This window comes from Sulfitobacter sp. CW3 (assembly GCF_019392245.1).
GTDB lineage: Bacteria > Pseudomonadota > Alphaproteobacteria > Rhodobacterales > Rhodobacteraceae > Sulfitobacter.
On the sequence record NZ_JAHXRL010000002.1, the window covers coordinates 189,996 to 209,986 of the forward strand.

Genomic DNA, 19,991 nt, shown 5'->3' on the forward strand with positions numbered 1-19,991 from the left:
CGCATGTTCAATGCGTTATGTGTGCGGCAAAAAAGGTATCTTCACCGCGATTAAGCCGTGCTTGCCAGTTTTGCGGCCAACCAGCAAGGGGTGCGGCAATCAAGCGCGTGCCATTCCATACCGCCGGTGTCGATAAAAGCGCAGCACGCGGAATGTCCAAAGCACGCCAATCTGGGCAACAGTTTAACCCTTCAGCCCCAAGCGCGCAAAGGGTTAGGGGGTCTGTAGGCCCAATTTCGCCAGCGGGCGGCGTTAGATGCCATCGGTTATCCCACAGGTCCCCTACTTTCGCGTTAACGTCGGCGACAGCATTTAACTCTCTGAAAATCCAAAGTTTTTTACCTTTCCGCCTTAACTCGCACCCCTGCAACGTCGCCGAGGGGGCGTGTTCCAATGTGTCTAACACAGACATCACCGCGCTGCTGCGGGGCGCGTAATAGGCCCCGTTCACCCATTTGAGCGCATGTACAATAAGACGTCGGCGCAGCTCAGGATGTTGGGCGGCCAGCGCTTTTTCATCAATTGCAACGGCACCAGCCCGCACTGTCACAATTTCGCGGGAAATTGTCAGCATTTGGTGCTGGAGCGCGTCTTTTGCGGCCCACAGATTTTGCGAGACGTCGCTGATGGCGTCTGCGTCAATTCCCAATTCCGATAGAATCGACAGTGCCTTGCGGGTTCGGACACGGTCAAACCGGTCGTCATCGTTGCTGGGGTCATCCACCCAATCAACGTTCTGCGCACTTAGATAATCCCGCAAATCCAGCCTGCGGGCCTGTAAAAGCGGTCTGACCCATTGCATGCCTTCGCGTTCAAAACGGTGCGGCATCGCCGCCAGCCCATCGACGCCCGCACGACGCCCCACACGCATGAGAAACGTTTCAGCCTGATCGTCCATCGTGTGCCCAAGTGCGATGCAGTCCACACCCAGCTGACGCCCCCAGTGCGCCAACAGACCATATCGGGCCTTTCGGGCCTCGCCCTGCAAATTTCCGCTACGATCCCAGTCTTTCCAATCAAGGGTGTGATGGCTTAGCCCAAGCCGCGCGCAGATCGCGGCAACCATGGCCGCCTCATCGGCGGCTTCAGGGCGCAGACCGTGATTGACCGTCGCGACGGAAATTTTGGTGCCATGATCCTGCGCGAAGCGGTGCAAAAGATGCAGTAATGCCAGTGAATCGCTGCCGCCGGAAACGGCGACGCCGATGGCGCGGGGAGGATCAGGTAAAAACTGGTCAGCAATCAGCCGCGCCAGATCAACGGTCATCGGATCACTGGCAATTCAGCGCAGCACGCTCGCTTGCCGCTTGCGGCACGAACGGGCTGGTCGGAAAGCGCGTTGCGACCTCGCCCAGCGTCACACATGCTTCTTGAATCTGATCAAGCGCACCAAGCGATTTGCCCAAGTGATACAAAGCTTCGGGGGCAGTCGCCCCGACCGGATCCGCGCTAAAGCTGGCCAGATAGGCGCGCGCCGCTTCGCGTGTATCACTGAGCCCGGTGAGGGCCTCGCCCCGGCGCAAATCGGCCTCGGGGCCTAGCGGGCCACCTGGGTAGGTCTGATTAAAGGTCGCAAACTGGTCAGCGGCGGCGCGAAAGTCACCGGCTGCGAGCGCCGCCTTCGCCCGCTCAAAATCATCAGCTTCGCCAACGGCAAGTTCGGCAGTGTTGGTGGGTGCCGGCGCGGGTGCGGGCACATTGGTCACGGGCGCTTCGCCACCGCCGAGGGTCGACGTTTGACCAATGGCCCCCACATCGCCGCCTTCAAGTTCGACCAGACGGAATTCGAGATCGCCAATCCGGTTTGTACCGTCGGCCACAACGCGGTTGATCTTGTTCTCAAGCTCTTCGGTTTTGGATGTCAGCCGTTGCAGTTCGCTTTCCATGGCGTTCATACGGTCCAGCACGGAACCACCGGTCAGGTTCAAAGACGCCCCGCCGGTGGTGGAAAGCTCGCGCCGCAGTTTTTGTACTTCGACATTTAGAATGGTCAGTTCCTGACGCACATCCGCCAAGGTTTGCGCGTCCTGCGCCTGTGCTGCGACCGGCCCAAAAGCCAGCCCCAGCACCACCATCATAACAAACCGCATTGTGATCATCCTAACCGTTTCGTTCCAGTTTAGCTCGACAGGCCACCGGCCAGTACTGTGACAGCACGGCGGTTTTTGGCATAGCATGCTTCTTGCGAACACACTTCGATCGGGCGTTCCTTGCCATAGCTGAGGGTACGCAGACGGTTGCCGGAAATGCCGCGGGACACCAGATATTCACGTGCCGCGTTCGCCCGACGTGCACCAAGGGCCACGTTGTATTCACGTGTGCCTTGCTCGTCCGCGTGACCTTCGATGATCGCCTGATAATCAGTGTTCTGATTCAGCCAGTTGGCCTGACCGTCCAAAGTCGCCTGACCCTCGGGTGTCAATGTAGATTGATCAACGTTGAACAACACGCGGTCGCCGATGGACTGCTGGAAATACGCCGTCGAAGCGGGGTCATTTGCGCTGCCGGGGATAATCCCGCCATTTGCGCCGGTCAGACCGCCCGCGCCATTCATGTTATCCCCGCCAAAGCGGTTCGGGTTCGTACACGCCGACACGGCGAGCGCGGCGATCAAAAGAGTGCTGGTCAGAATACGGTTCATGGGGTCTGCCTCTGTAAAGTTGGCGTTAATCTAGTTTCATTTGTGTTAGCACAGCGCCTTGGCGTTGGGAATCACCAAGGGTTATTGCTGGAGCGGTGACCATGACGGGTCAGACCCGCCTTCTTGGGTCCGCACGGGTTTCAGGTTCCGGCCCGAGATATCGACGGAATACAACGAAGATGATCCCCCGGTCCCTTGGGTTTCACGCGCAAACATGATCACGCGGCCGTTGGGGGCCCACGTCGGGCCTTCATCCAGGAACGACGCCGTAAGCAAGCGTTCCTCGGATCCGTCCAGACGCATCACGCCAATGTGAAAGCGGCCTTTGTTCTGTTTTGTGAACGCGACCAGATCACCACGCGGCGACCAGACTGGCGTGCCATAGCGGCCCTCGCCGAACGAGATACGCTGCGCCTCACCGCCGCTTGCGGGCATGACATAGAGCTGGGGACTGCCTGACCGGTCGCTTTCAAACACGATCTTGCTGCCGTCGGGCGAATAGCTTGGTGCGGTTTCGATCGCTGGCGTGTTTGTCAGACGGACAGATTGCCCACTGCCGATATCCATCGAGTAGATATCGGTATTCCCGCCTTGGGACAGGGAATACACAACCGTGTTCCCCGAAGGAGAGAAGCGCGGTGCAAAGCTCATCGTGCCATCAGCGCTTTCCAGAACGCGGCGTTGAACCGATCCGATGTCCAGAACATAGATGCGGGGAAAACCGCTTTCGTAGCTGGTATAAAGAATACGGTCACCCGAGGGCGAAAAGCGTGGGGCCAAAACGATCGCCGCACTGTCGGTCAGGTAGCGCACGTTCGCACCGTCATAATCCATGACGGCCAGACGTTTTTTGCGTTCCTCTTTGGGGCCTGTTTCGGACACGTACACAACGCGACTGTCGAAATACCCGCCCTCTCCAGTGATCCGCGAATAAACGGCATCGGCAACCTTATGCGCCATGCGACGCCAGCCATCGATCGTGCCCAAAAACTGCAAGCCCGATCCAAGCTCGGCACCAGAATACACATCGTACAGGCGGAACTTTACGTTCAAGGTGTTCCCCGACACGCTGACGGCACCGGTGATCAGGGCTTGGGCATTGATGGCTTTCCAGTCGGCGTATTGCACCGGCGCGTTAAAATCGCTGACCGTTGAGATAAAGGCGCTCGCCGGGATTTCACGGAACAACCCGGACCCGACCAGATCTTCGGAAACGACGCGCGCCAGATCAACTGCCATCTGCCCTGCATCGCCGCTCTCGGGTTGAAAGGTCGGAACGGCAAAGGGCAAAGGTTCAATAACGCCTTCGGTGATTTCGATCCGCAAGGGGCCTTGCTGGGCCTGAACGGTCCCTGCGGCGGCACAGATCAGCGCCAGACACATGCTCAATACTCGTAAAATCATTTGATGCGCATCCTTTCAGGATTAAATGTCATCTCAATATTCTGCCATTGGCCAAATTTATCTACAGGAAGCTGATATCCACGCGATCCGCAGCGGATAATTGCCCGTCTGGCTGCCTCGAACGCCTGACCTGCGGCAGCCGGTGAGCCGCCAGAACTGCCTGTCATGGTGATACTGTTGGTCTGCGGTGTGCCATCTTGGTTCATTTGAACGCTGACGATCACAGTTGTACGCAATGCCTCAGACGATAGCGACCCAACGTTCCAACAGGCCGAAACAGCCAAGCGCAGCGATTCCTTTTCGCCGTTCGACAGTGGCGGGCCGGAAGGCGCAGCAGCAGGTGATGCAGCTGCGGGTGTTGCTGGCTTATCTTCGCCGCCCAAAGCCTCGGCCAAGGCCGCTGCAACGGCATCTTTGTCCACGGCGGGCTGCGCAGGTTTGGGTGTCTCAACGGCTTCAGCCACCTGCGGCGCAGGCGGTTTTGGCCGGCGCGCCGGGGGGCGGGCAGATTGATTGGGTGCCGCTTTCGGGGCCTCGGCAGCCTCGGTGACAATCTCGGTTGTTGCCTCTTCCGGTGCGGTTGCTTCTTGCGCCTCTTCCACGACTTTCTCGGCAGGTGCATCAGGCGTTGCGGCCTCCTGCTTGACCACGTCGGGACGTGCCTCGGGGTCTGGCTGTTCAACCGCTTCGGGTGCCACACGATCAACCGGACGCGGCACGGCAACGGGCGCGACCTCGGGGGCCAGAACGGCGACCTCGGCTGGGGGTTCCGGTCGTTCCGGTGCGGTTTCGCTGACCTCAGCCGCAGGTGGCGGCGGTGTCGGTTCTATAACTTCAGGCTCAGGCTGTGGTGCCTCAGGCTCAATCGGTGTCGGTTGTTGAATTTCAGGTTCAGGTTTCTGCGCGGCCTCAGGCGTCTCGGCGGGCGCTTGCGGGGCTTCGGGTTGCTCAACCTCGGTCTGCTCCTCAGTCGATTGCGACGCCGCAACAATGGCATCAAACTCGGCTGCAGACAGCACCGACACTTCTTGCATCTCAAATGGTTCTGGGTTCGGCCTGAAAAGGCCGCCAAAAAGCAAAAAGGCAATCAGCCCGACATGCCCTGCACCAGAAATGTAATGCCCCTTGTGCATGGTTAACCGCCCGACGTCCCTGTGCCGTCCAGCTTTGGGCCACCCGTTTCAGTCACCAAACCAATGTTCGAAAAACCGCCCGCGTTAAGGGCACCCATCACTTCCATAACCATGGCGTAGGAGACAGCCCCATCCGCGCGCAAAAAGACCCGGTCGCTTGCCCGCTCTGTCGCAATCGCACGCAGCTTGGCAATCAGGTCATCGCGTTCTGTTGGCGTCTTTTGAATTTGCACCGACCCGTCCGCCAAAAGCGTGATGGTCAAAGGTTCCTCTTGATCCGAGGGCAAGGCCGTTGCCGCGGTTTTCGGCAGTTCAACCGGAACACCCACCGTCAACAACGGTGCCGCGACCATAAAGATGATCAACAGCACCAGCATAACGTCCACAAAGGGCGTGATGTTAATCTCGGCCATCGGTTGCGCGCGACCACGACGCCGCCCGCGCCCGCCGCCGCCCGATTTTTTTGCGATACCAGCGCCCATCGGTCAGCTATCCAACTGACGGCTTAGAATGGTTGCGAATTCATCGGCAAATGCTTCGTAACCACCAAGGATACGATCTGAATCCGCACTAAGCTTGTTATAGAAAATAACCGCAGGAATAGCTGCCAGCAGGCCGATACCCGTCGCCAAAAGCGCCTCGGCGATACCGGGCGCCACAACCACAAGGCTGGTGTTCTGCTGCGATGCGATTTCGATAAACGAATGCATGATACCGAAAACGGTACCGAACAGGCCGACAAACGGTGCCGTCGATCCGACGGTCGCCAAAACAGGCAACCCCTTTTGCAGTTTTTCGGCTTCCTTGGCGATTGCCACATCCATCGACCGATCAATGCGCGCCGTGGCACCGGGGATCAGGTCGCCATCATCACGATGAGACCTGCGCCATTCCGTCATCCCTGCGGCAAAAATCTTTTCTGCGGCACCGTCAGGATCAGGCCCGATTGTGTCGTACAATCCATCCAAAGGCTCGCCCGACCAGAACGCCCGATCAAAGGCATCGGCCTCGGCCCTGAACCTGCGATACTGCATGATTTTCTGAACGATGATTGACCACGACCAGAAAGATGCGACCAGCAAACTGATCATGACTAATTTCACGGTGAATGTCGCGCGCAGGAATAATCCCAAGAGCGAGAAATCAATCTCGCTCGCCGCCGCCAGCGTTTCTGCTTCCATCGGTTCTGCTCTTTACTAAGGGCCCCTTTCGGGGCTGTTCTGCCTCAACGGCCCTGTTTTCCAAGGCGCTATTTGGCACAAGCTTAGCCGAGTGCAATGTCGATTGCTAGGATTATGGCGTCAATCCGCGCGTCACAGCGGCAGTGAGCGGAGTTTCGCTGGCAATCTGCATGGTTTCCCGCTCGCGGCGATGCAGACAATCGTGACGGCGGCACGAAACAGCAACGTCTCGTCGCGCCATACCTCTTGGGCCATTTCCATACGCGCAGGCCCGATGGACGTCGCCCATGTGCGCACCTCAAGCAGATCGTCGAAAACCGCAGGCGCAATATAGTCTGCCTCGACCCTGCGAACGGCAAAAACCACGCCGTCCGCTTTCATCTCAAGCTGGTCGATCCCGATCTCGCGCACCCAATCGCTGCGCCCGCGTTCAATATATCGCAGATAATTCGCGTAATATACGATCCCCGCCATATCGGTATCTTCATAGTAAACGCGAATGGGCAGAATATGGGTCATTGGGGTTTGTTTAACCTCGCGAAAAGACGCAGTGCATGGGATGCATCCTGCGCAACAGATGGCAACACAGGATCATAAGCCGCCCGCAAAAGTTCGGCAACATCGGGCCGCAGGATCGTTGTGCCCTCTGCCACAGCCAAGGGCGACTGGTCTTTGAATGCCGCCTCGGACCAAAGCAAAAAGGACTGCACAATCTGGCTCAGCGCCAAGGTTTGTGCGGGGACCGCGCTTAGATGCTTGTCCATGCGCAGGAAGACAAAGCACGCCTTGATCGCGCCATCCTCGTCAAACCGGAACAAACGGTACTGGTTGGCATCCACGGCTTTCAGTTTCTCGACCAATGGCTCCAAATCCGGCACCAACCGGTCCAGCCCAGGCACCTCGGGCAACTCGTCCCATTCCTTGAAAAAGAACATCATCAGGTTGCTGCCCAATTCCGGGTCCGTCTCGGCAATCTTGTGGCCGGACAGCACGCAAACCGCCTCAAGCGCGCCCTTGATGACCGACAACGTCGCATCATCCACCCCGAACACAACCGGGGACACAGGCCGCCCCCAACGTGCAAACGCAAAGTCGCCGCTGTCGCGTGTGAACAGTTTCTCGATATCTTGTGGTGTCATCAGGTCTTCCAAATGGTCTAAAATCCTCGCCGAAGGCTGCGCTACGTCAGCCAAACAGGTCTGCCCGTGGTTTTGGCGGTGCCATCCCCAAATGGGTCCAAGCCTTTTGCGCCAGCATCCGCCCGCGCGGCGTACGTTGAATCAAACCCTGCTGCAGCAAAAACGGCTCGATCACCTCTTCCAGCGCATCGCGTGATTCTGATAGGGCGGCTGACATCGTTTCAATGCCAACCGGTCCGCCTTGGTAATTCTCGGCGATGAGACGCAGATACCGGCGGTCGGCACTGTCCAACCCCAGCCGGTCCACGCCGAGCCGCGTCAGCGCCATGTCGGCCAATTCCCGCGTCACGCGGCCGTTGCCTTCGACCACCGCAAAATCCACCACACGCCGCAACAAACGCCCTGCAATGCGCGGCGTACCACGGGCGCGCTTGGCGATCTCGCGCGCCCCCCCCTCATCTGCCGGTGCCCCCAGTTTGCGGGCATTGCGGTCCACGATAATGAACAGTTCGTCCTCGGTATAAAACTCAAGCCGCGTCGGAATACCAAAGCGGTCGCGCAGCGGCGTGGTCAGCAGACCCATGCGCGTCGTGGCCCCCACCAGCGTAAAGGGCTGCAATTCAATCCGCACGGTGCGCGCGGCAGGCCCTTCGCCAATGACCAAATCCAGCTCGAAATCCTCAAGCGCGGGATAGAGCACCTCTTCGACCGCCGGGTTCAGACGGTGGATTTCGTCAATAAACAACACATCGCGGGCTTCAAGATTGGTAAGGATCGCGGCCAGATCGCCAGCCTTGGCCAGTACCGGCCCAGAGGTCATGCGAAACCCCACGCCCAATTCGCGCGCCATAATCTGTGCCAGCGTCGTCTTGCCCAAACCGGGGGGGCCATGGAACAACGTGTGGTCCATCGCCTCTTCGCGTTGTTTGGCGGATTGGATGAACACCTTAAGGTTCGATCGCGCCTCGGCTTGGCCCACGAATTCATCCAGCATCTGCGGCCGCAACGCGCGGTCAAAATCCTCTGGCAGCGGATCGGGCCGCAAGGTGGGGTCGCTATCGATCATTCAATTTCCAAAACTTTGGGGCGGTCTGGTGCCAATGGCCCCACTCTACCCTTTGGGCGCAAGAAGTTTCAACGCCGCGCGGATCAGGGTCGGCGTTTCCGCATCAGGGTTTTCGCCAGCGGCTTGCGCCACGGCCCCTGCGGCATCGCCCGGACCATAGCCAAGATTACCAAGCGCAGAGAGCGCCTCGGCCTGTGCGGATTGGTTCGGGGCGGGTTTGGTTCTGCCCCTTGGCGCGGACGGCTCAATCACTTGCGCTGCTTCAACCTCGCCGTGGGCCTCTGCCAACGTGCCCGTCATCGCCATAACGCCCGGCGCTTTATCCTTGAGGTCAAGCACCACGCGCTGTGCGATTTTCGGGCCGACACCTTTGGCCGCTTTAACAGCATTCCAATCGCCCAGCGCAATCGCACGGCTGACACCATCAGGGCCGAGCGCCCCCAAAATCGCCAGTGACGCTTTGGCCCCCACCCCTTGAACAGAGGTCAGCAACCGGTGCCATTCCTTTTCAACAAGGGTCTGGAACCCGAACAATTGCATAAGATCTTCGCGGACGACCAGATCGGTGAACAAGGCAACGGCCTCTCCTACCCCCGGTAGGGCAGCCAATGTGCGATCCGAACAATACACCAGATATCCAACGCCCCGCACATCAATCAGCACATGGTCGGGGGCACGGTAATCTATACGGCCTGTGATCTTGCCAATCATGCGCTGGCCCTCGCCACCGCTTGCGCCAAGGTGCTGGCCCCACCGTGATGGGCATGGCAAATCGCAATCGCCAGCGCATCAGCCGCATCCGGGCCTGCGATTTCGATCCCCGGCAGTTGCATGCGTACCATATGCATCACCTGCCCCTTATCGGCGTGCCCCACGCCCACAACGGTTTTCTTGACCGTGTTTGGAGCATATTCCCCGACTGACAGCCCGGCCTGTGCAGGGACCAGCATCGCGATACCGCGTGCCTGCCCCAGCTTGAGCGTCCCTGCGCCGTCCTTGTTTACGAAAGTTTGTTCAACTGCGGCTGATTGCGGCCGATAGGTGACCATGATTCTGGTAAGCTGGGCGTGCAGCGACAATAGCCGCGACGCAAGATCGGGGCCCTCGGACACACAAACCCCATTTGCGACATGACTGATCCGGCTGCCAGCGACATCAATGACCCCCCACCCCATGTTGCGCAGCCCCGGATCAATGCCAATTACCCGTATCATGTGCTTATTTACCTCAGTTTTTACTTATTTTGAGAACTAGCACAAAACACGAACATCCACCAAGGCTTTTCCGAACCGCCCTGAAAACGCCACAATTGACCAAGCTTGCGGTGAAAACTGCGCAAAAGCGACGCTCGGCATGCCGCACACGTCACCTGTGCCTGCCGCAAATTCACCATATTTTATTAAAGCTTTGCGATTTATGCTGCCATGCAGAAAACGCAGGTCACACATGCAACTCTGGGAGTTGTCGCAAGTTTTCAAATTGCCTAGTTGCCGAGCATAACGATGCAACAATCAGCTTTTTTGAAATCCAAGGATGACTCCAATGTCTATGTTCTACACACCTACAACCAACTACGCGACTGCCTCCACGGTCAACCGCGCTTTCTCCCACCTGGGTGACATCATCGCCAGCGTAATTGCCTGGAACGATGCACGCGTAACACGCAACGCTTTGTCTTCTCTGACAGACCGCGAACTGGATGATATCGGCCTGACACGTGGCGATATTGAAAACGTCGCGCTGAACCATTTCGTTCGCTAACGCGAGATGCCAGACCCAAGCCCCAAGGGCAGTCCGCTGGACAGAAAATAGCCACGCTTACCAAATGGTAGCGTGGCTTATTTTTTGGGGTATCCGCATTTTGCGTTGATGGTCTTCGGGGCGGTGCTGACATGGTAGGATTTAGTGTCGGGTTTGAGCCCAAATTGATTTATAGGGGTTCAGATCGGTGAACCCATACCTCAGCGTCTGGTTCGTGAGCCGCGCGAGTGCCATCTGTCTTCGCTCCGAGACGTTTCGCAACCGCTTGCGAACGGTGATTTTCGCAAGCGATGTAGCTTACCAAGTGATTGAATCCATGCGCTTGATACGCCCAGCTACGAACGGCTTGCCCAGCTTCGGTTGCGTATCCGTTGCCCTCGGCCCCTTCAAAAAGATGCCACGCGAGCTCAACTTCGGGCCAGTTTGAGTGTTTTAGCAGCCCCACACGACCGACAGGATGGCTCCGCCCATGTTCAACCAACGTAAAGAATCCAAACCCGTGCCATTGCCAGTGACCAACCCCAGTCAAGAAGCCAAACCAAGCTTGTTCTTTGCTGACCGTCTCTCCCTGAGCGTGCATCCTCGGCGAACTCGTCATGAATCGGGTAAGCTCGGGTAGGTCGCTTCGTAGGGGGCCACGTAGGATTAGGCGCTCCGTTTCGAGGACTGGCGCAGACGTCAAAGCCATAACCATATCAGACTCCGTTTAACCATCATTTTATGCATTATAAGATGCGGCAACCAGACTGATACACCACCTTCATCCGCGAACGGTAAGACAATATTATTCGCAGTGCGCACCAACACAGCACGCCCCCCTGCTTCTCTAGCACTCAATCTTAAATTATCCCACCGGGGTAGTTAAAGCCGCGCAGTACCGTGATGCAGCGCCAGCCCGATTGTGTTCGACACTGCCTGCGTCACCGGATCGATCTGCAAAAGCCAGGCCCCTGCACGCTCAACCAAGTTTCCGTCGCTTAGGGAATTGACCCGGCTTTGATATGTGCCCGCCCCGGCTGCCGACAGTGCAAGTGCCTTGAACAGGAAAAACATAACCGCCAGCACCAAAAGGTATTTGATGGGCAATCCTGTATCACGACGTCGCGGATGCGCGATAATAAGCCCGTCGTTGCGAATTGTTGTATAATATCCGTTTGCCAAAGCTTTATGCTGACGATCCAACTGATCGACGCGCTTTTTAAATTGCTGGTTATTATTGGCCATGATCGCCTCAAATTGCGTAAGGTCCCCACCTTCAGCGATGGGAACAATACAACAGAAACGTGTCATTTTCCACAAATTTACACGAAATAGGTTATAAAATGACGGTTTATTGAGGCTGTTTTTCGACGGTAAGCGTCGTCCAGTCGCCAATCACCTCTCTATTCAGCAGATTGATGCCGGATTGTGCATAAACCTCAATGACGTCATCGGCCTGCTCGTTCAGGATGCCCGATAGAATCGCTTTGCCGTTTGGGGCCAGCGCAGCGGCCATATCAGGGGCCAATGCCACCAAGGGCCCCTTGAGGATATTGGCAAAGATTAAATCGAACGGGGCCTTTGCGGCCAAGTCAGGGTGATCAAAGCCCGCAGCCTCGACGCAAATCAGCCGATCGCCCAAACCGTTTGCAGCCGCATTCGCGCGGGCCACGTCAACGGCGACCTCATCAATGTCGCTGGCCAGGACGGGGTTCGGCCAGATCCGCGCAGCCGCCATCGCCAGTACTGCCGTACCGCAGCCAATATCAGCAACGCTTTGCCCGACCATGCCATCATTGGCCAAGCGGTCCAGCGCGCGCAGACACCCCAATGTCGTGCCGTGATGCCCGGTGCCAAACGCCATCGCAGCCTCGATCAACAGCGGTTCACAGCCTTCGGGCACCTTATCGGCATCATGGCTACCGTAGACGAAAAACCGGCCCGCCTCGACGGGGGACAATTCGCGGCGCACATGGGCCACCCAGTCGGTCTCGGGCAGTTCGGAAACGACAAAATTCTTGGCCCCCATGGTCGCGGCCAAAATCGCCAATGCGGTCTGGTCGGGGGCTTGCTCGAAATAGCCGCCCACTTCCCACAGGCCCGATCCGTCTTCCACTTCGAACACGCCCACGCCTGTTGGTTCAGGTATCAACCTCTCCATCGCCTCGCCCAAGGCATAGGCGGGTTTGCGTCCTTCAAGGGTGGTCAGGGCAGTGAATGTGGGCATAACTCTCTCCGCAAGTTGCTGACGTCGCCTACGCAGGCGCGCCGGTTCGGTCAAGGTCTGGCTATTGCGCCGCCACGGGCAGCGGGCGCGAAAATATCGTCTCGTGGCCCGGCATGGGGTGGCGCGGGATCATCAGGGACAAGATCAACGAAACGCCCGCCATCGCCGCGGCCAGTACAAAAACCGCAGCGGGCGACACCAGCCACAGCAGGCCAAGGCCAACGGGCAGGAACACAGCGGCAATGTGGTTAATGGTAAACGCAACAGCAGCAGTGGGCGCAATATCACCGGGATCGGCGATCTTCTGGAAATAGGTCTTCAAGGCCAGCGCCAGCGCGAAAAACATGTGGTCCAGCACATACAGGCTCGCTGCCACAACCACGCCCCAACCCAGATAATAAACGCCGCCATAGGCCAGAAACACGATAATCAGCCCGATATACTCGAACGACAACGTCCGCCGTTCTCCGAAAAAGCCGACAGCCCGCCCCATAAGCGGCGCGAAAATCATGTTGGCAATAAGGTTGATCAAATACAGCAGGGTGATTTCATGCACATCAAACCCAAAGCGTTCGACCATCATGAACCCGGCGAATACCACAAATATCTGGCGCCGCGCGCCCGACATGAACTGCAACGCATAATACAGCCAGTAACGCTTGCGCAGCACCATCTTTTTGACCTGCGGATGCGGGGCCTCGAACTGCGGATAGGCAAACAGCGCAAACAGGGCGATTACCACGGTGACACTGCCGCCGATCATGTAAACGATATTATAAGACAGCGACAGCGTGTCCCACAGCGCCATAATCGCCAAATACGCCACCAAGGTCGCGGCCGACCCTGCGGCCATCAGCCAGCCAATCATGCGCGGCGCGTCCTCGATCTTGAGCCATTGCAACTGCAGCGACTGGTTCACCGTCTCATAATAATGAAACCCGATCGAACTCAGCATGGTGATCGTCAAAATACCGCCCATTGACGGGAACCAAGCCGTGACAGCCGTGGCTGCCCCCAGCAAAACAAGTGACACCAGCCCCAAGACCTGTTCGCGGACAAAAATGATGATCGCGATAACGCCGACCGCCAAAAACCCGGGGATCTCGCGCACCGTGTGCAGCAAACCGATGTCCGAACCGTCAAAGTTCGCGACCTCAATGACAAAGTTATTCAGCAGGGCCGACCATGTATTAAACGCAATCGGCATGGCCAAGGCCATTAGGAACAAAAGCGCTACGGGACGGCGCCAAAACGGTTGATGCTTGGCATCCTCAAGGGTCACATATTGGGTCATACTTCACCCTTTACGCCCCATTCCCAACCTTGACGAGGTCAAATCAAACGAAAGCCGCTCAATGATATCCCGTCCCCATTTTCCAAATGGAAATAAATCCTCGCCGAAGGCATGTTTTGCCGCTCAGGCAAAACCAATCAGGACTCAGTAAAAACTTTGCGGGTCAATATCGACGGCAATCCGCATATCGCCCTTTAGCCTTAGCTGCCCGACCCATTTGGCCAGCGCCTCTTGCAAGGGTACCGACTTGTCCGCCTTGACCAACAACCGCACCCGGTGACGCCCCCGCACCCGTGCAATCGGTGCCGGTGCGGGGCCGTAAACCTGCGCCCCAACCGCGCGCAGCGGCCCGTCTTGGCGGGCCAGTTGATTGCCCGCATCGAAAATCGCCGCCACGTCAGGGCCGCTTAGGATGATCCCCGCCATACGGCCATAGGGCGGCACACCGGCCTGACGTCGCTCTGCGGCCTCGGCCTTCCAGAACTGTTCCTCCTCGCCTGCAAGAATGGCGCGGATCACCGGATGGTCCGGCTGATAGGTCTGCAATAATGCGGCTCCGGGTGCCTCTGCGCGACCGGCCCGCCCCGCAACCTGCCGCATCAATTGAAAGGTACGCTCGGCCGCGCGCAGGTCCGACCCCATCAGCCCGAGGTCCGCGTCGATCACCCCCACCAATGTCAGGTTCGGAAAGTTATGGCCCTTGGCGACCAGTTGTGTGCCGATAATAATGTCGGCAGCCCCCTCAGCGATGCCTGCAATCTCGGCCTTCAGGGCGCGCGCTGATCCGTACATGTCCGAGCTTAACGTGGCGACCCGCGCATCAGGCCACAATGCGGCGGCCTCTTCGCCCAACCGTTCGACCCCCGGCCCCACGGCTGCCAGTTTCCCTTCGGCTTCGCAGGACGGGCAGGCATCGGGCATGGGTTTGCTTTCGCCGCATTGATGGCAGACCAACCGTTTCAGGAACCGGTGTTCGACCATCCGTGCGTCGCAATGATCGCAGGCAATCTGGTGGCCGCAGGCCCGGCACAATGTCACAGGCGCATAGCCGCGGCGGTTGATAAACAACATCGCCTGCTCGCCGCGCTCCAGCCGTTTGTCGACCTCTGCACGCAGCGTCGGAGACACCCATTTATCGCTGGGCAACCCTTCGGACCGCATATCAATCGCGCCCATTTCCGGCATGACCGCTGGCCCGAACCGCGAGGTCAGCTCAACCCGTATGTATTTTCCCGCCTCGGCGTTGGCCCAGCTTTCCAGACTTGGCGTGGCCGAGGCCAGAACCACCTGCGCCCCACAGATCGACGCGCGCAGCACCGCCATGTCGCGGGCATTATACAGCACGCCCTCTTCTTGTTTGTAGGATGTATCATGTTCTTCATCGACCACGATCAGCCCCAGATTCTGGAACGGCAAAAACAGCGCCGACCGCGCACCGATCACCACTTGCGCTTGCCCCTGCCCGACCATGCGCCAAATGCGGCGGCGTTCGGTCATGGTGGCCCCCGAATGCCATTCCGCAGGCTTTGCGCCAAACCGCGCCTCGACCCGGTGGAGGAATTGTTCAGTCAGCGCAATTTCGGGCAACAGTACCAGCGCCTGACGCCCGGCTTTCAACGCGGCGGCCACGGCCTCAAGATACACTTCGGTCTTGCCTGATCCTGTCACACCGCGCAGCAATGTCGTGCCGTATTTGCCCGATTGCACCCCTTTGGCCAGCAGCGCCGATGCATCCGCCTGATCCTGCGTCAGCTCTTTGCTGGGCAGGCTTGGATCCATCCGCAAAAACGGCAAATCGCGGGGGCTGTCTTGTTCGACCACAGCGTCTTGCGCCACCAACCCCTTGATCACCGATGATGTCACACCGGCCATTTCGGCCAGTTCCTTGAGGGTAAAGGACAGATCACCGTATTCCGCCAAGGTTTCCAACACCCGACGCCGTGCATCGGTCATCCGGTCGGGCTCCGACGTGCCGCGCCGGTAAATCTTGCGCATCGAGGGCGGGTCACCCAGCCCCGGCGCGCGGGTCGCCAGCCGCAACATCGCGGGCATTGGCGTCAGCGTATAGGCGGCCGCCTTGCTTAGAAACAGTCGCAATTCCTCGCGCATGGGGGCGGCGTCCATCACGCGAATAACAGACCGGATTTTCGACAATTCATAATCGCCCTGCCCCGCGCCCCAGACAACGCCCAGCACCTTGCGCGGGCCCAGCGGCACTTCGACGAAAGCACCCAGATGGCAGCCGCCTTCGGGGGCCTTGTAATCAAGCGCGCGGCCCAATGGTTGGGTCGTCAGAACGGCGACCAAATCACCTTGGTGAAAGAATTCTGGGGATGTCACCAGCTGCTCCGGCCTTGGGTTACGGTAATTAGGGTTTCAGCAGCGCGGATCATGCGCTAAAGCGTGTGGCAACAGACATAGCCATTAGGCCACCCTATTCCAACCGGAAGGAAGCATTATGAAATTCTTTGTAGATACAGCTGAAATCGATGCGATTGCAGAACTGAACGATCTGGGCATGGTCGATGGGGTTACCACCAACCCGTCGTTGATCCTGAAATCTGGCCGCAACATTCTGGAAGTCACAAAAGAAATCTGTGATCTGGTCGACGGCCCCGTCTCGGCCGAGGTTGTTGCCCTTAAGGCAGACGACATGATCGCAGAAGGCCGCAAACTGGCCGAGATTGCTGAAAACATCGTTGTTAAACTGCCCCTGACATGGGACGGCCTAAAGGCGTGTAAGGTTCTGTCGGGCGAAGGCAAGATGGTTAACGTGACGCTTTGTTTCTCGGCCAATCAGGCTTTGATCGCGGCCAAAGCCGGCGCGACCTTTATCTCTCCTTTCATTGGCCGTTTGGATGATATCAACCTTGATGGCATGGAGCTGATCCAAGACATCCGCATCATCTATGACAACTATGGCTTCGAGACCCAAATTCTGGCGGCCTCGATCCGCACGGTTAACCACGTTCTGGAAGCGGCGCGTATTGGTTCCGACGTGATGACCGCCCCACCAGAAGTGATCAAAAAGCTGGCCACGCACCCGCTGACCGACAAAGGACTTGAGCAGTTCATGGCGGATTGGGCCAAGACCGGCCAAAACATCCTGTAAGACATTCTTGCGTGCGCAGCTTCTAGCCGCGCACGCAACATTCCCCGACCGAGCGACTACAGCCAAGCGAACTAGACCGCTGATATGGCCGCTGGGCTGAACACCCTAGAGTTGATCAAAACAGGTGCAATTAAACCGACGCGATTAGCGCAGGTGCAGGCATCAACGACCCTATCAAGCACGGATTTTGGCAAAAAATTGCCATAGCCCCATCAGAAAGTTGCAGATTCCGGGCTGCTCACGTGTTATTGCGTATAAAAATACAAATGAGACGAGCATGAGCAGCAACCATAAAATCGAAGATTCACTTCGGGAAGCGATCATTTCGCAGCCTGATGTCATTCTGGACGACAATGACGTGATGCAGGCCCTAATCGCGGCCAATGAACGCGCGATGGGCGGCAATATCGTTGACCTGCGCGGCATCGCAATGGACCGCCTGGAAACCCGGTTAGACCGGTTGGAAGACACCCACCGCAGTGTCATCGCCGCAGCCTATGAAAACCTTGCTGGCACCAATCAGGTTCACCGCGCCATTTTGCGGATGCTGGACCCAGTAGAATTCGAAACATTCCTGCGCGATCTGGGCGGCGATGTGGCCCAGATCATGCGGGTCGATGTGGTCAAGCTGGTTTTAGAATCCGCCCAAAGCGACAATGACGCCGCCGTGAAACGTCTTGGCGATGTGCTCAGCGTGGCTGAACCGGGCTTTATCGACGACTACCTGACATCGGGGCGCGGGGGAAATGTGCGGCAGGTGACACTGCGCGGCACCCAAGACAGCCCCGCAAGCGTGTATGGCGACAAGGCCGAATGGATCAGATCTGAGGCCTGTTTGAAACTGGACTTTGGTGATGGTCGCCTGCCCGGTTTGCTGATCCTGGGATCAGAAGACCCGCATATGTTCGGCCCCCAACAAGGTACAGATTTGCTCGGCTTTTTCACCGGTGTATTCGAGCGCATCATGCGCCGTTGGTTGTCTTGAGCACTGGCGCAAATTCGCTTTTGATCAGCCCTGCCGCGCGGGACGCGTTGCAAACATGGCTGGATCACCAACGGGCCCTAAAAGGCGCTGCCGAGAATACAATTACGGCCTATCAGGGTGACGTGATCGATTTTCTGGCCTTTATGACCGTGCATAAAGGCGACAGTCAGGGATTGGGCGCTTTGGCCAAGCTGACCATATCCGACATGCGCAGCTGGATGGCCAAAACACGCGGGCCGGATGTTGGGCCACGGTCTTTGGCGCGCAAACTGTCATCGGTCAAGGCGTTCTATCGGTGGCTGGCCGAGCGAGAGGGGTTTGAGCCGACCGCAGTTCTGTCCACGCGCTCACCAAAGTTCTCAAAAAAACTCCCCCGCCCCTTGGCGGTTGATGCCGCCAAAGCCATGATCGATTGCGTCGAAATGCAATCTCGCCATGCATGGGTCGCCGCGCGCGATGTGGCCGTGCTGACCCTGCTGTGGGGTTGCGGGCTGCGCATATCAGAGGCGCTAGGCCTCAAGGGGGCAGACGCACCTTTGCCGGATGTTTTACGTATTGTCGGCAAGGGCGGAAAGGAACGCGTTGTGCCCGTGCTGCCGGCGGCCAAAGACGCCGTTGAGGCATATCTGCGCATCTGCCCCTTCCCCCAAGAACGCGATGCGCCCCTGTTCAAGGCGGTGCGGGGTGGCCCCTTGGCCGCGCGGGCGATTTCTCAGGTGATGATGGATGCGCGGATGCAATTGGGTTTGCCTGCAACAGCCACGCCGCATGCCATGCGCCATAGCTTTGCGACACATCTGCTGGACGCGGGCGGCGATCTGCGGGCAATCCAAGAATTGCTGGGGCACGCGTCGCTTTCGACCACCCAAGCCTATACGGCGGTCGATACGGCCCGCTTGATGGAAGTCTATAACAACGCCCATCCCAAAGCCGCCAGATAGCGCCTGCCCTTTCGCCAGTAGCCGATTTTTTTCAAAAAAATCGTTCCGGAATTTTTCAAAAATTCCGCCGCGATCCTAGCGGTCGAGCTGCATAACAAAATCCTGGGCCGCCTTCGTCGGGTCTTCAAGGCCCTCTGCTACGCGGTCTCCCAAAACCTTGAGAGCGGCTCTGGCCTTTGGGGCCTCCAGCTGGGCCAGCAATTCATGCTTCACTGATTGCTCGAACCAGTACCGCGCTTGCGATGCGCGGGTGCGTTGCCAAAACCCGTTGGCGCGGCGCCATTCGATCAACGTCTGAACCTCGTCCCATGCCTCGGCCAGTCCGTCGTCCTGCAGCGCCGACACCATCATCGCCTTGGGGAACCCGTCGGGGTCTTGGGGCCGCTTGCGCAGCAACCGCAACGCCCCGGCGTAATCTGCACATGTCCGCGACGCTGCGGGTTTCAAATCCCCGTCGGCTTTGTTGACCACAATGATATCGGCCATCTCCATGATCCCGCGTTTGACCCCTTGCAGCTCATCCCCACCCGCGGGGGCCAATAGCAACAAGAACAGATCAGACATTTCCGCCACAACGGTTTCCGACTGGCCAACCCCCACCGTTTCGATCAACACCACATCAAAACCTGCGGCTTCACACAGGCTGACGGCCTCGCGGGTGCGGCGCGCAACGCCACCCAGATGGGTCTGGCTGGGCGACGGGCGAATAAACGCGGCCTTTTCGCGGGACAGCAAATCCATGCGGGTTTTGTCGCCCAGAATAGACCCGCCCGAACGCGACGAGGACGGATCAATCGCAAGAACGGCGACCCGCAATCCGCGCCCGATTAACATCATGCCAAAGCTTTCGATAAAGGTCGATTTACCGACCCCCGGCGTGCCTGACAGACCAATCCGCAGCGCCTCTCGGTCTTTGGGCAGGGCTGCCAAAAGGGCTGTGGCCTGTGCGCGGTGATCCTCGCGCGATGATTCGACCAGCGTGATCCCCCGTGCCAACGCGCGGCGTTCACCTGCAACGATCCCCTTGGCCAATTCATCGATATTCATGCGCCGCCCCCATGCTTGGCCTGCATCTTTCAAGCGATGTGATCCAAATGTCCAGACCAACGCAAGGGTTGGCGGCGCAGG

At 58.2% G+C, this 19,991-nt stretch carries 22 protein-coding genes; 4 read left to right on the forward strand and 18 right to left on the reverse strand.

Going from position 1 to position 19,991, the window contains the following annotated elements:
- Nucleotides 1–7: 7 nt before the first annotated feature.
- The 12 genes from tilS to ruvC all read right to left on the reverse strand — a co-directional run bounded on the left by tilS (nt 8) and on the right by ruvC (nt 9,778).
- On the reverse strand, nt 8–1,267 hold the full coding sequence (tilS, locus tag KZZ06_RS04280; protein ID WP_219578814.1) for a tRNA lysidine(34) synthetase TilS: 1,260 nt from the start codon (nt 1,265–1,267) through the stop codon (nt 8–10).
- 4 nt (nt 1,268–1,271) lie between these two features.
- On the reverse strand, nt 1,272–2,090 hold the full coding sequence (ybgF, locus tag KZZ06_RS04285; RefSeq protein ID WP_219578815.1) for a tol-pal system protein YbgF: 819 nt from the start codon (nt 2,088–2,090) through the stop codon (nt 1,272–1,274).
- A 29-nt stretch (nt 2,091–2,119) separates the two neighbouring features.
- On the reverse strand, nt 2,120–2,641 hold the full coding sequence (pal, locus tag KZZ06_RS04290) for a peptidoglycan-associated lipoprotein Pal (protein WP_219578816.1): 522 nt from the start codon (nt 2,639–2,641) through the stop codon (nt 2,120–2,122).
- Between the two features lie 81 nt (nt 2,642–2,722).
- Complete coding sequence (gene tolB, locus KZZ06_RS04295; RefSeq protein ID WP_219578817.1) at nt 2,723–4,045, reverse strand: Tol-Pal system beta propeller repeat protein TolB; 1,323 nt, start codon at nt 4,043–4,045, stop codon at nt 2,723–2,725.
- On the reverse strand, nt 4,042–5,178 hold the full coding sequence (locus KZZ06_RS04300) for an energy transducer TonB (RefSeq protein ID WP_219578818.1): 1,137 nt from the start codon (nt 5,176–5,178) through the stop codon (nt 4,042–4,044). Before KZZ06_RS04300 ends, tolB begins: the two co-directional genes overlap by 4 nt.
- Before the next feature lie 2 nt (nt 5,179–5,180).
- Nucleotides 5,181–5,660, reverse strand: a complete 480-nt coding sequence (tolR, locus tag KZZ06_RS04305) for a protein TolR (protein WP_219578819.1) — start codon at nt 5,658–5,660, stop codon at nt 5,181–5,183.
- A 3-nt stretch (nt 5,661–5,663) separates the two neighbouring features.
- A complete protein-coding gene (tolQ, locus tag KZZ06_RS04310; RefSeq protein ID WP_219578820.1) occupies nt 5,664–6,359 on the reverse strand; it encodes a protein TolQ in 696 nt (231 codons plus the stop codon).
- A 132-nt stretch (nt 6,360–6,491) separates the two neighbouring features.
- Complete coding sequence (ybgC, locus tag KZZ06_RS04315) at nt 6,492–6,878, reverse strand: tol-pal system-associated acyl-CoA thioesterase (RefSeq protein ID WP_219578821.1); 387 nt, start codon at nt 6,876–6,878, stop codon at nt 6,492–6,494.
- Entirely contained in the window at nt 6,875–7,498 is a 624-nt protein-coding gene (locus KZZ06_RS04320; protein ID WP_219578822.1) for a hypothetical protein, read from the reverse strand. Before KZZ06_RS04320 ends, ybgC begins: the two co-directional genes overlap by 4 nt.
- Before the next feature lie 46 nt (nt 7,499–7,544).
- Entirely contained in the window at nt 7,545–8,564 is a 1,020-nt protein-coding gene (gene ruvB / locus KZZ06_RS04325) for a Holliday junction branch migration DNA helicase RuvB (protein ID WP_093916839.1), read from the reverse strand.
- 45 nt (nt 8,565–8,609) lie between these two features.
- Complete coding sequence (ruvA, locus tag KZZ06_RS04330; RefSeq protein ID WP_219578823.1) at nt 8,610–9,275, reverse strand: Holliday junction branch migration protein RuvA; 666 nt, start codon at nt 9,273–9,275, stop codon at nt 8,610–8,612.
- The gene (ruvC, locus tag KZZ06_RS04335) at nt 9,272–9,778 is read right to left on the reverse strand and encodes a crossover junction endodeoxyribonuclease RuvC (protein ID WP_219578824.1); all 507 of its coding nucleotides are present in this window, start codon (nt 9,776–9,778) and stop codon (nt 9,272–9,274) included. The genes ruvA and ruvC overlap by 4 nt, the downstream gene beginning before the upstream one ends.
- Nucleotides 9,779–10,106: 328 nt before the next feature.
- Here ruvC and KZZ06_RS04340 point away from each other — a divergent pair, with 328 nt between their 5' ends.
- Nucleotides 10,107–10,325, forward strand: coding sequence for a DUF1127 domain-containing protein (locus KZZ06_RS04340; RefSeq protein WP_219578825.1), 219 nt, complete (start codon nt 10,107–10,109; stop codon nt 10,323–10,325).
- Nucleotides 10,326–10,494: 169 nt separating this feature from the next.
- Here the strand turns inward: KZZ06_RS04340 and KZZ06_RS04345 are convergent, their stop codons facing one another.
- The 5 genes from KZZ06_RS04345 to KZZ06_RS04365 all read right to left on the reverse strand — a co-directional run bounded on the left by KZZ06_RS04345 (nt 10,495) and on the right by KZZ06_RS04365 (nt 16,165).
- Nucleotides 10,495–11,019, reverse strand: coding sequence for a GNAT family N-acetyltransferase (locus KZZ06_RS04345; protein ID WP_306664317.1), 525 nt, complete (start codon nt 11,017–11,019; stop codon nt 10,495–10,497).
- A 167-nt stretch (nt 11,020–11,186) separates the two neighbouring features.
- Nucleotides 11,187–11,699: a hypothetical protein gene (locus KZZ06_RS04350; protein ID WP_257884204.1), complete on the reverse strand. Its 513-nt coding sequence runs from the start codon at nt 11,697–11,699 to the stop codon at nt 11,187–11,189.
- Complete coding sequence (locus KZZ06_RS04355) at nt 11,656–12,531, reverse strand: 50S ribosomal protein L11 methyltransferase (protein WP_219578826.1); 876 nt, start codon at nt 12,529–12,531, stop codon at nt 11,656–11,658. The genes KZZ06_RS04350 and KZZ06_RS04355 overlap by 44 nt, the downstream gene beginning before the upstream one ends.
- A gap of 61 nt (nt 12,532–12,592) precedes the next feature.
- On the reverse strand, nt 12,593–13,825 hold the full coding sequence (locus tag KZZ06_RS04360; protein ID WP_219578827.1) for an MFS transporter: 1,233 nt from the start codon (nt 13,823–13,825) through the stop codon (nt 12,593–12,595).
- A 144-nt stretch (nt 13,826–13,969) separates the two neighbouring features.
- Nucleotides 13,970–16,165 carry a primosomal protein N' gene (locus KZZ06_RS04365; protein ID WP_219578828.1) on the reverse strand — a complete coding sequence of 732 codons (2,196 nt, stop codon included), beginning with the start codon at nt 16,163–16,165 and terminating at the stop codon, nt 13,970–13,972.
- 118 nt (nt 16,166–16,283) lie between these two features.
- Here KZZ06_RS04365 and fsa point away from each other — a divergent pair, with 118 nt between their 5' ends.
- The 3 genes from fsa to KZZ06_RS04380 all read left to right on the forward strand — a co-directional run bounded on the left by fsa (nt 16,284) and on the right by KZZ06_RS04380 (nt 18,863).
- Nucleotides 16,284–16,937, forward strand: a complete 654-nt coding sequence (gene fsa, locus KZZ06_RS04370; RefSeq protein ID WP_219578829.1) for a fructose-6-phosphate aldolase — start codon at nt 16,284–16,286, stop codon at nt 16,935–16,937.
- A 277-nt stretch (nt 16,938–17,214) separates the two neighbouring features.
- Nucleotides 17,215–17,922, forward strand: coding sequence for a DUF484 family protein (locus tag KZZ06_RS04375; RefSeq protein WP_219578830.1), 708 nt, complete (start codon nt 17,215–17,217; stop codon nt 17,920–17,922).
- Complete coding sequence (locus tag KZZ06_RS04380; protein ID WP_219578831.1) at nt 17,919–18,863, forward strand: tyrosine recombinase XerC; 945 nt, start codon at nt 17,919–17,921, stop codon at nt 18,861–18,863. Before KZZ06_RS04375 ends, KZZ06_RS04380 begins: the two co-directional genes overlap by 4 nt.
- Before the next feature lie 75 nt (nt 18,864–18,938).
- Here KZZ06_RS04380 and meaB read toward each other — a convergent pair whose 3' ends face one another.
- On the reverse strand, nt 18,939–19,910 hold the full coding sequence (gene meaB / locus KZZ06_RS04385) for a methylmalonyl Co-A mutase-associated GTPase MeaB (RefSeq protein ID WP_219578832.1): 972 nt from the start codon (nt 19,908–19,910) through the stop codon (nt 18,939–18,941).
- Nucleotides 19,911–19,991 lie beyond the last annotated feature (81 nt).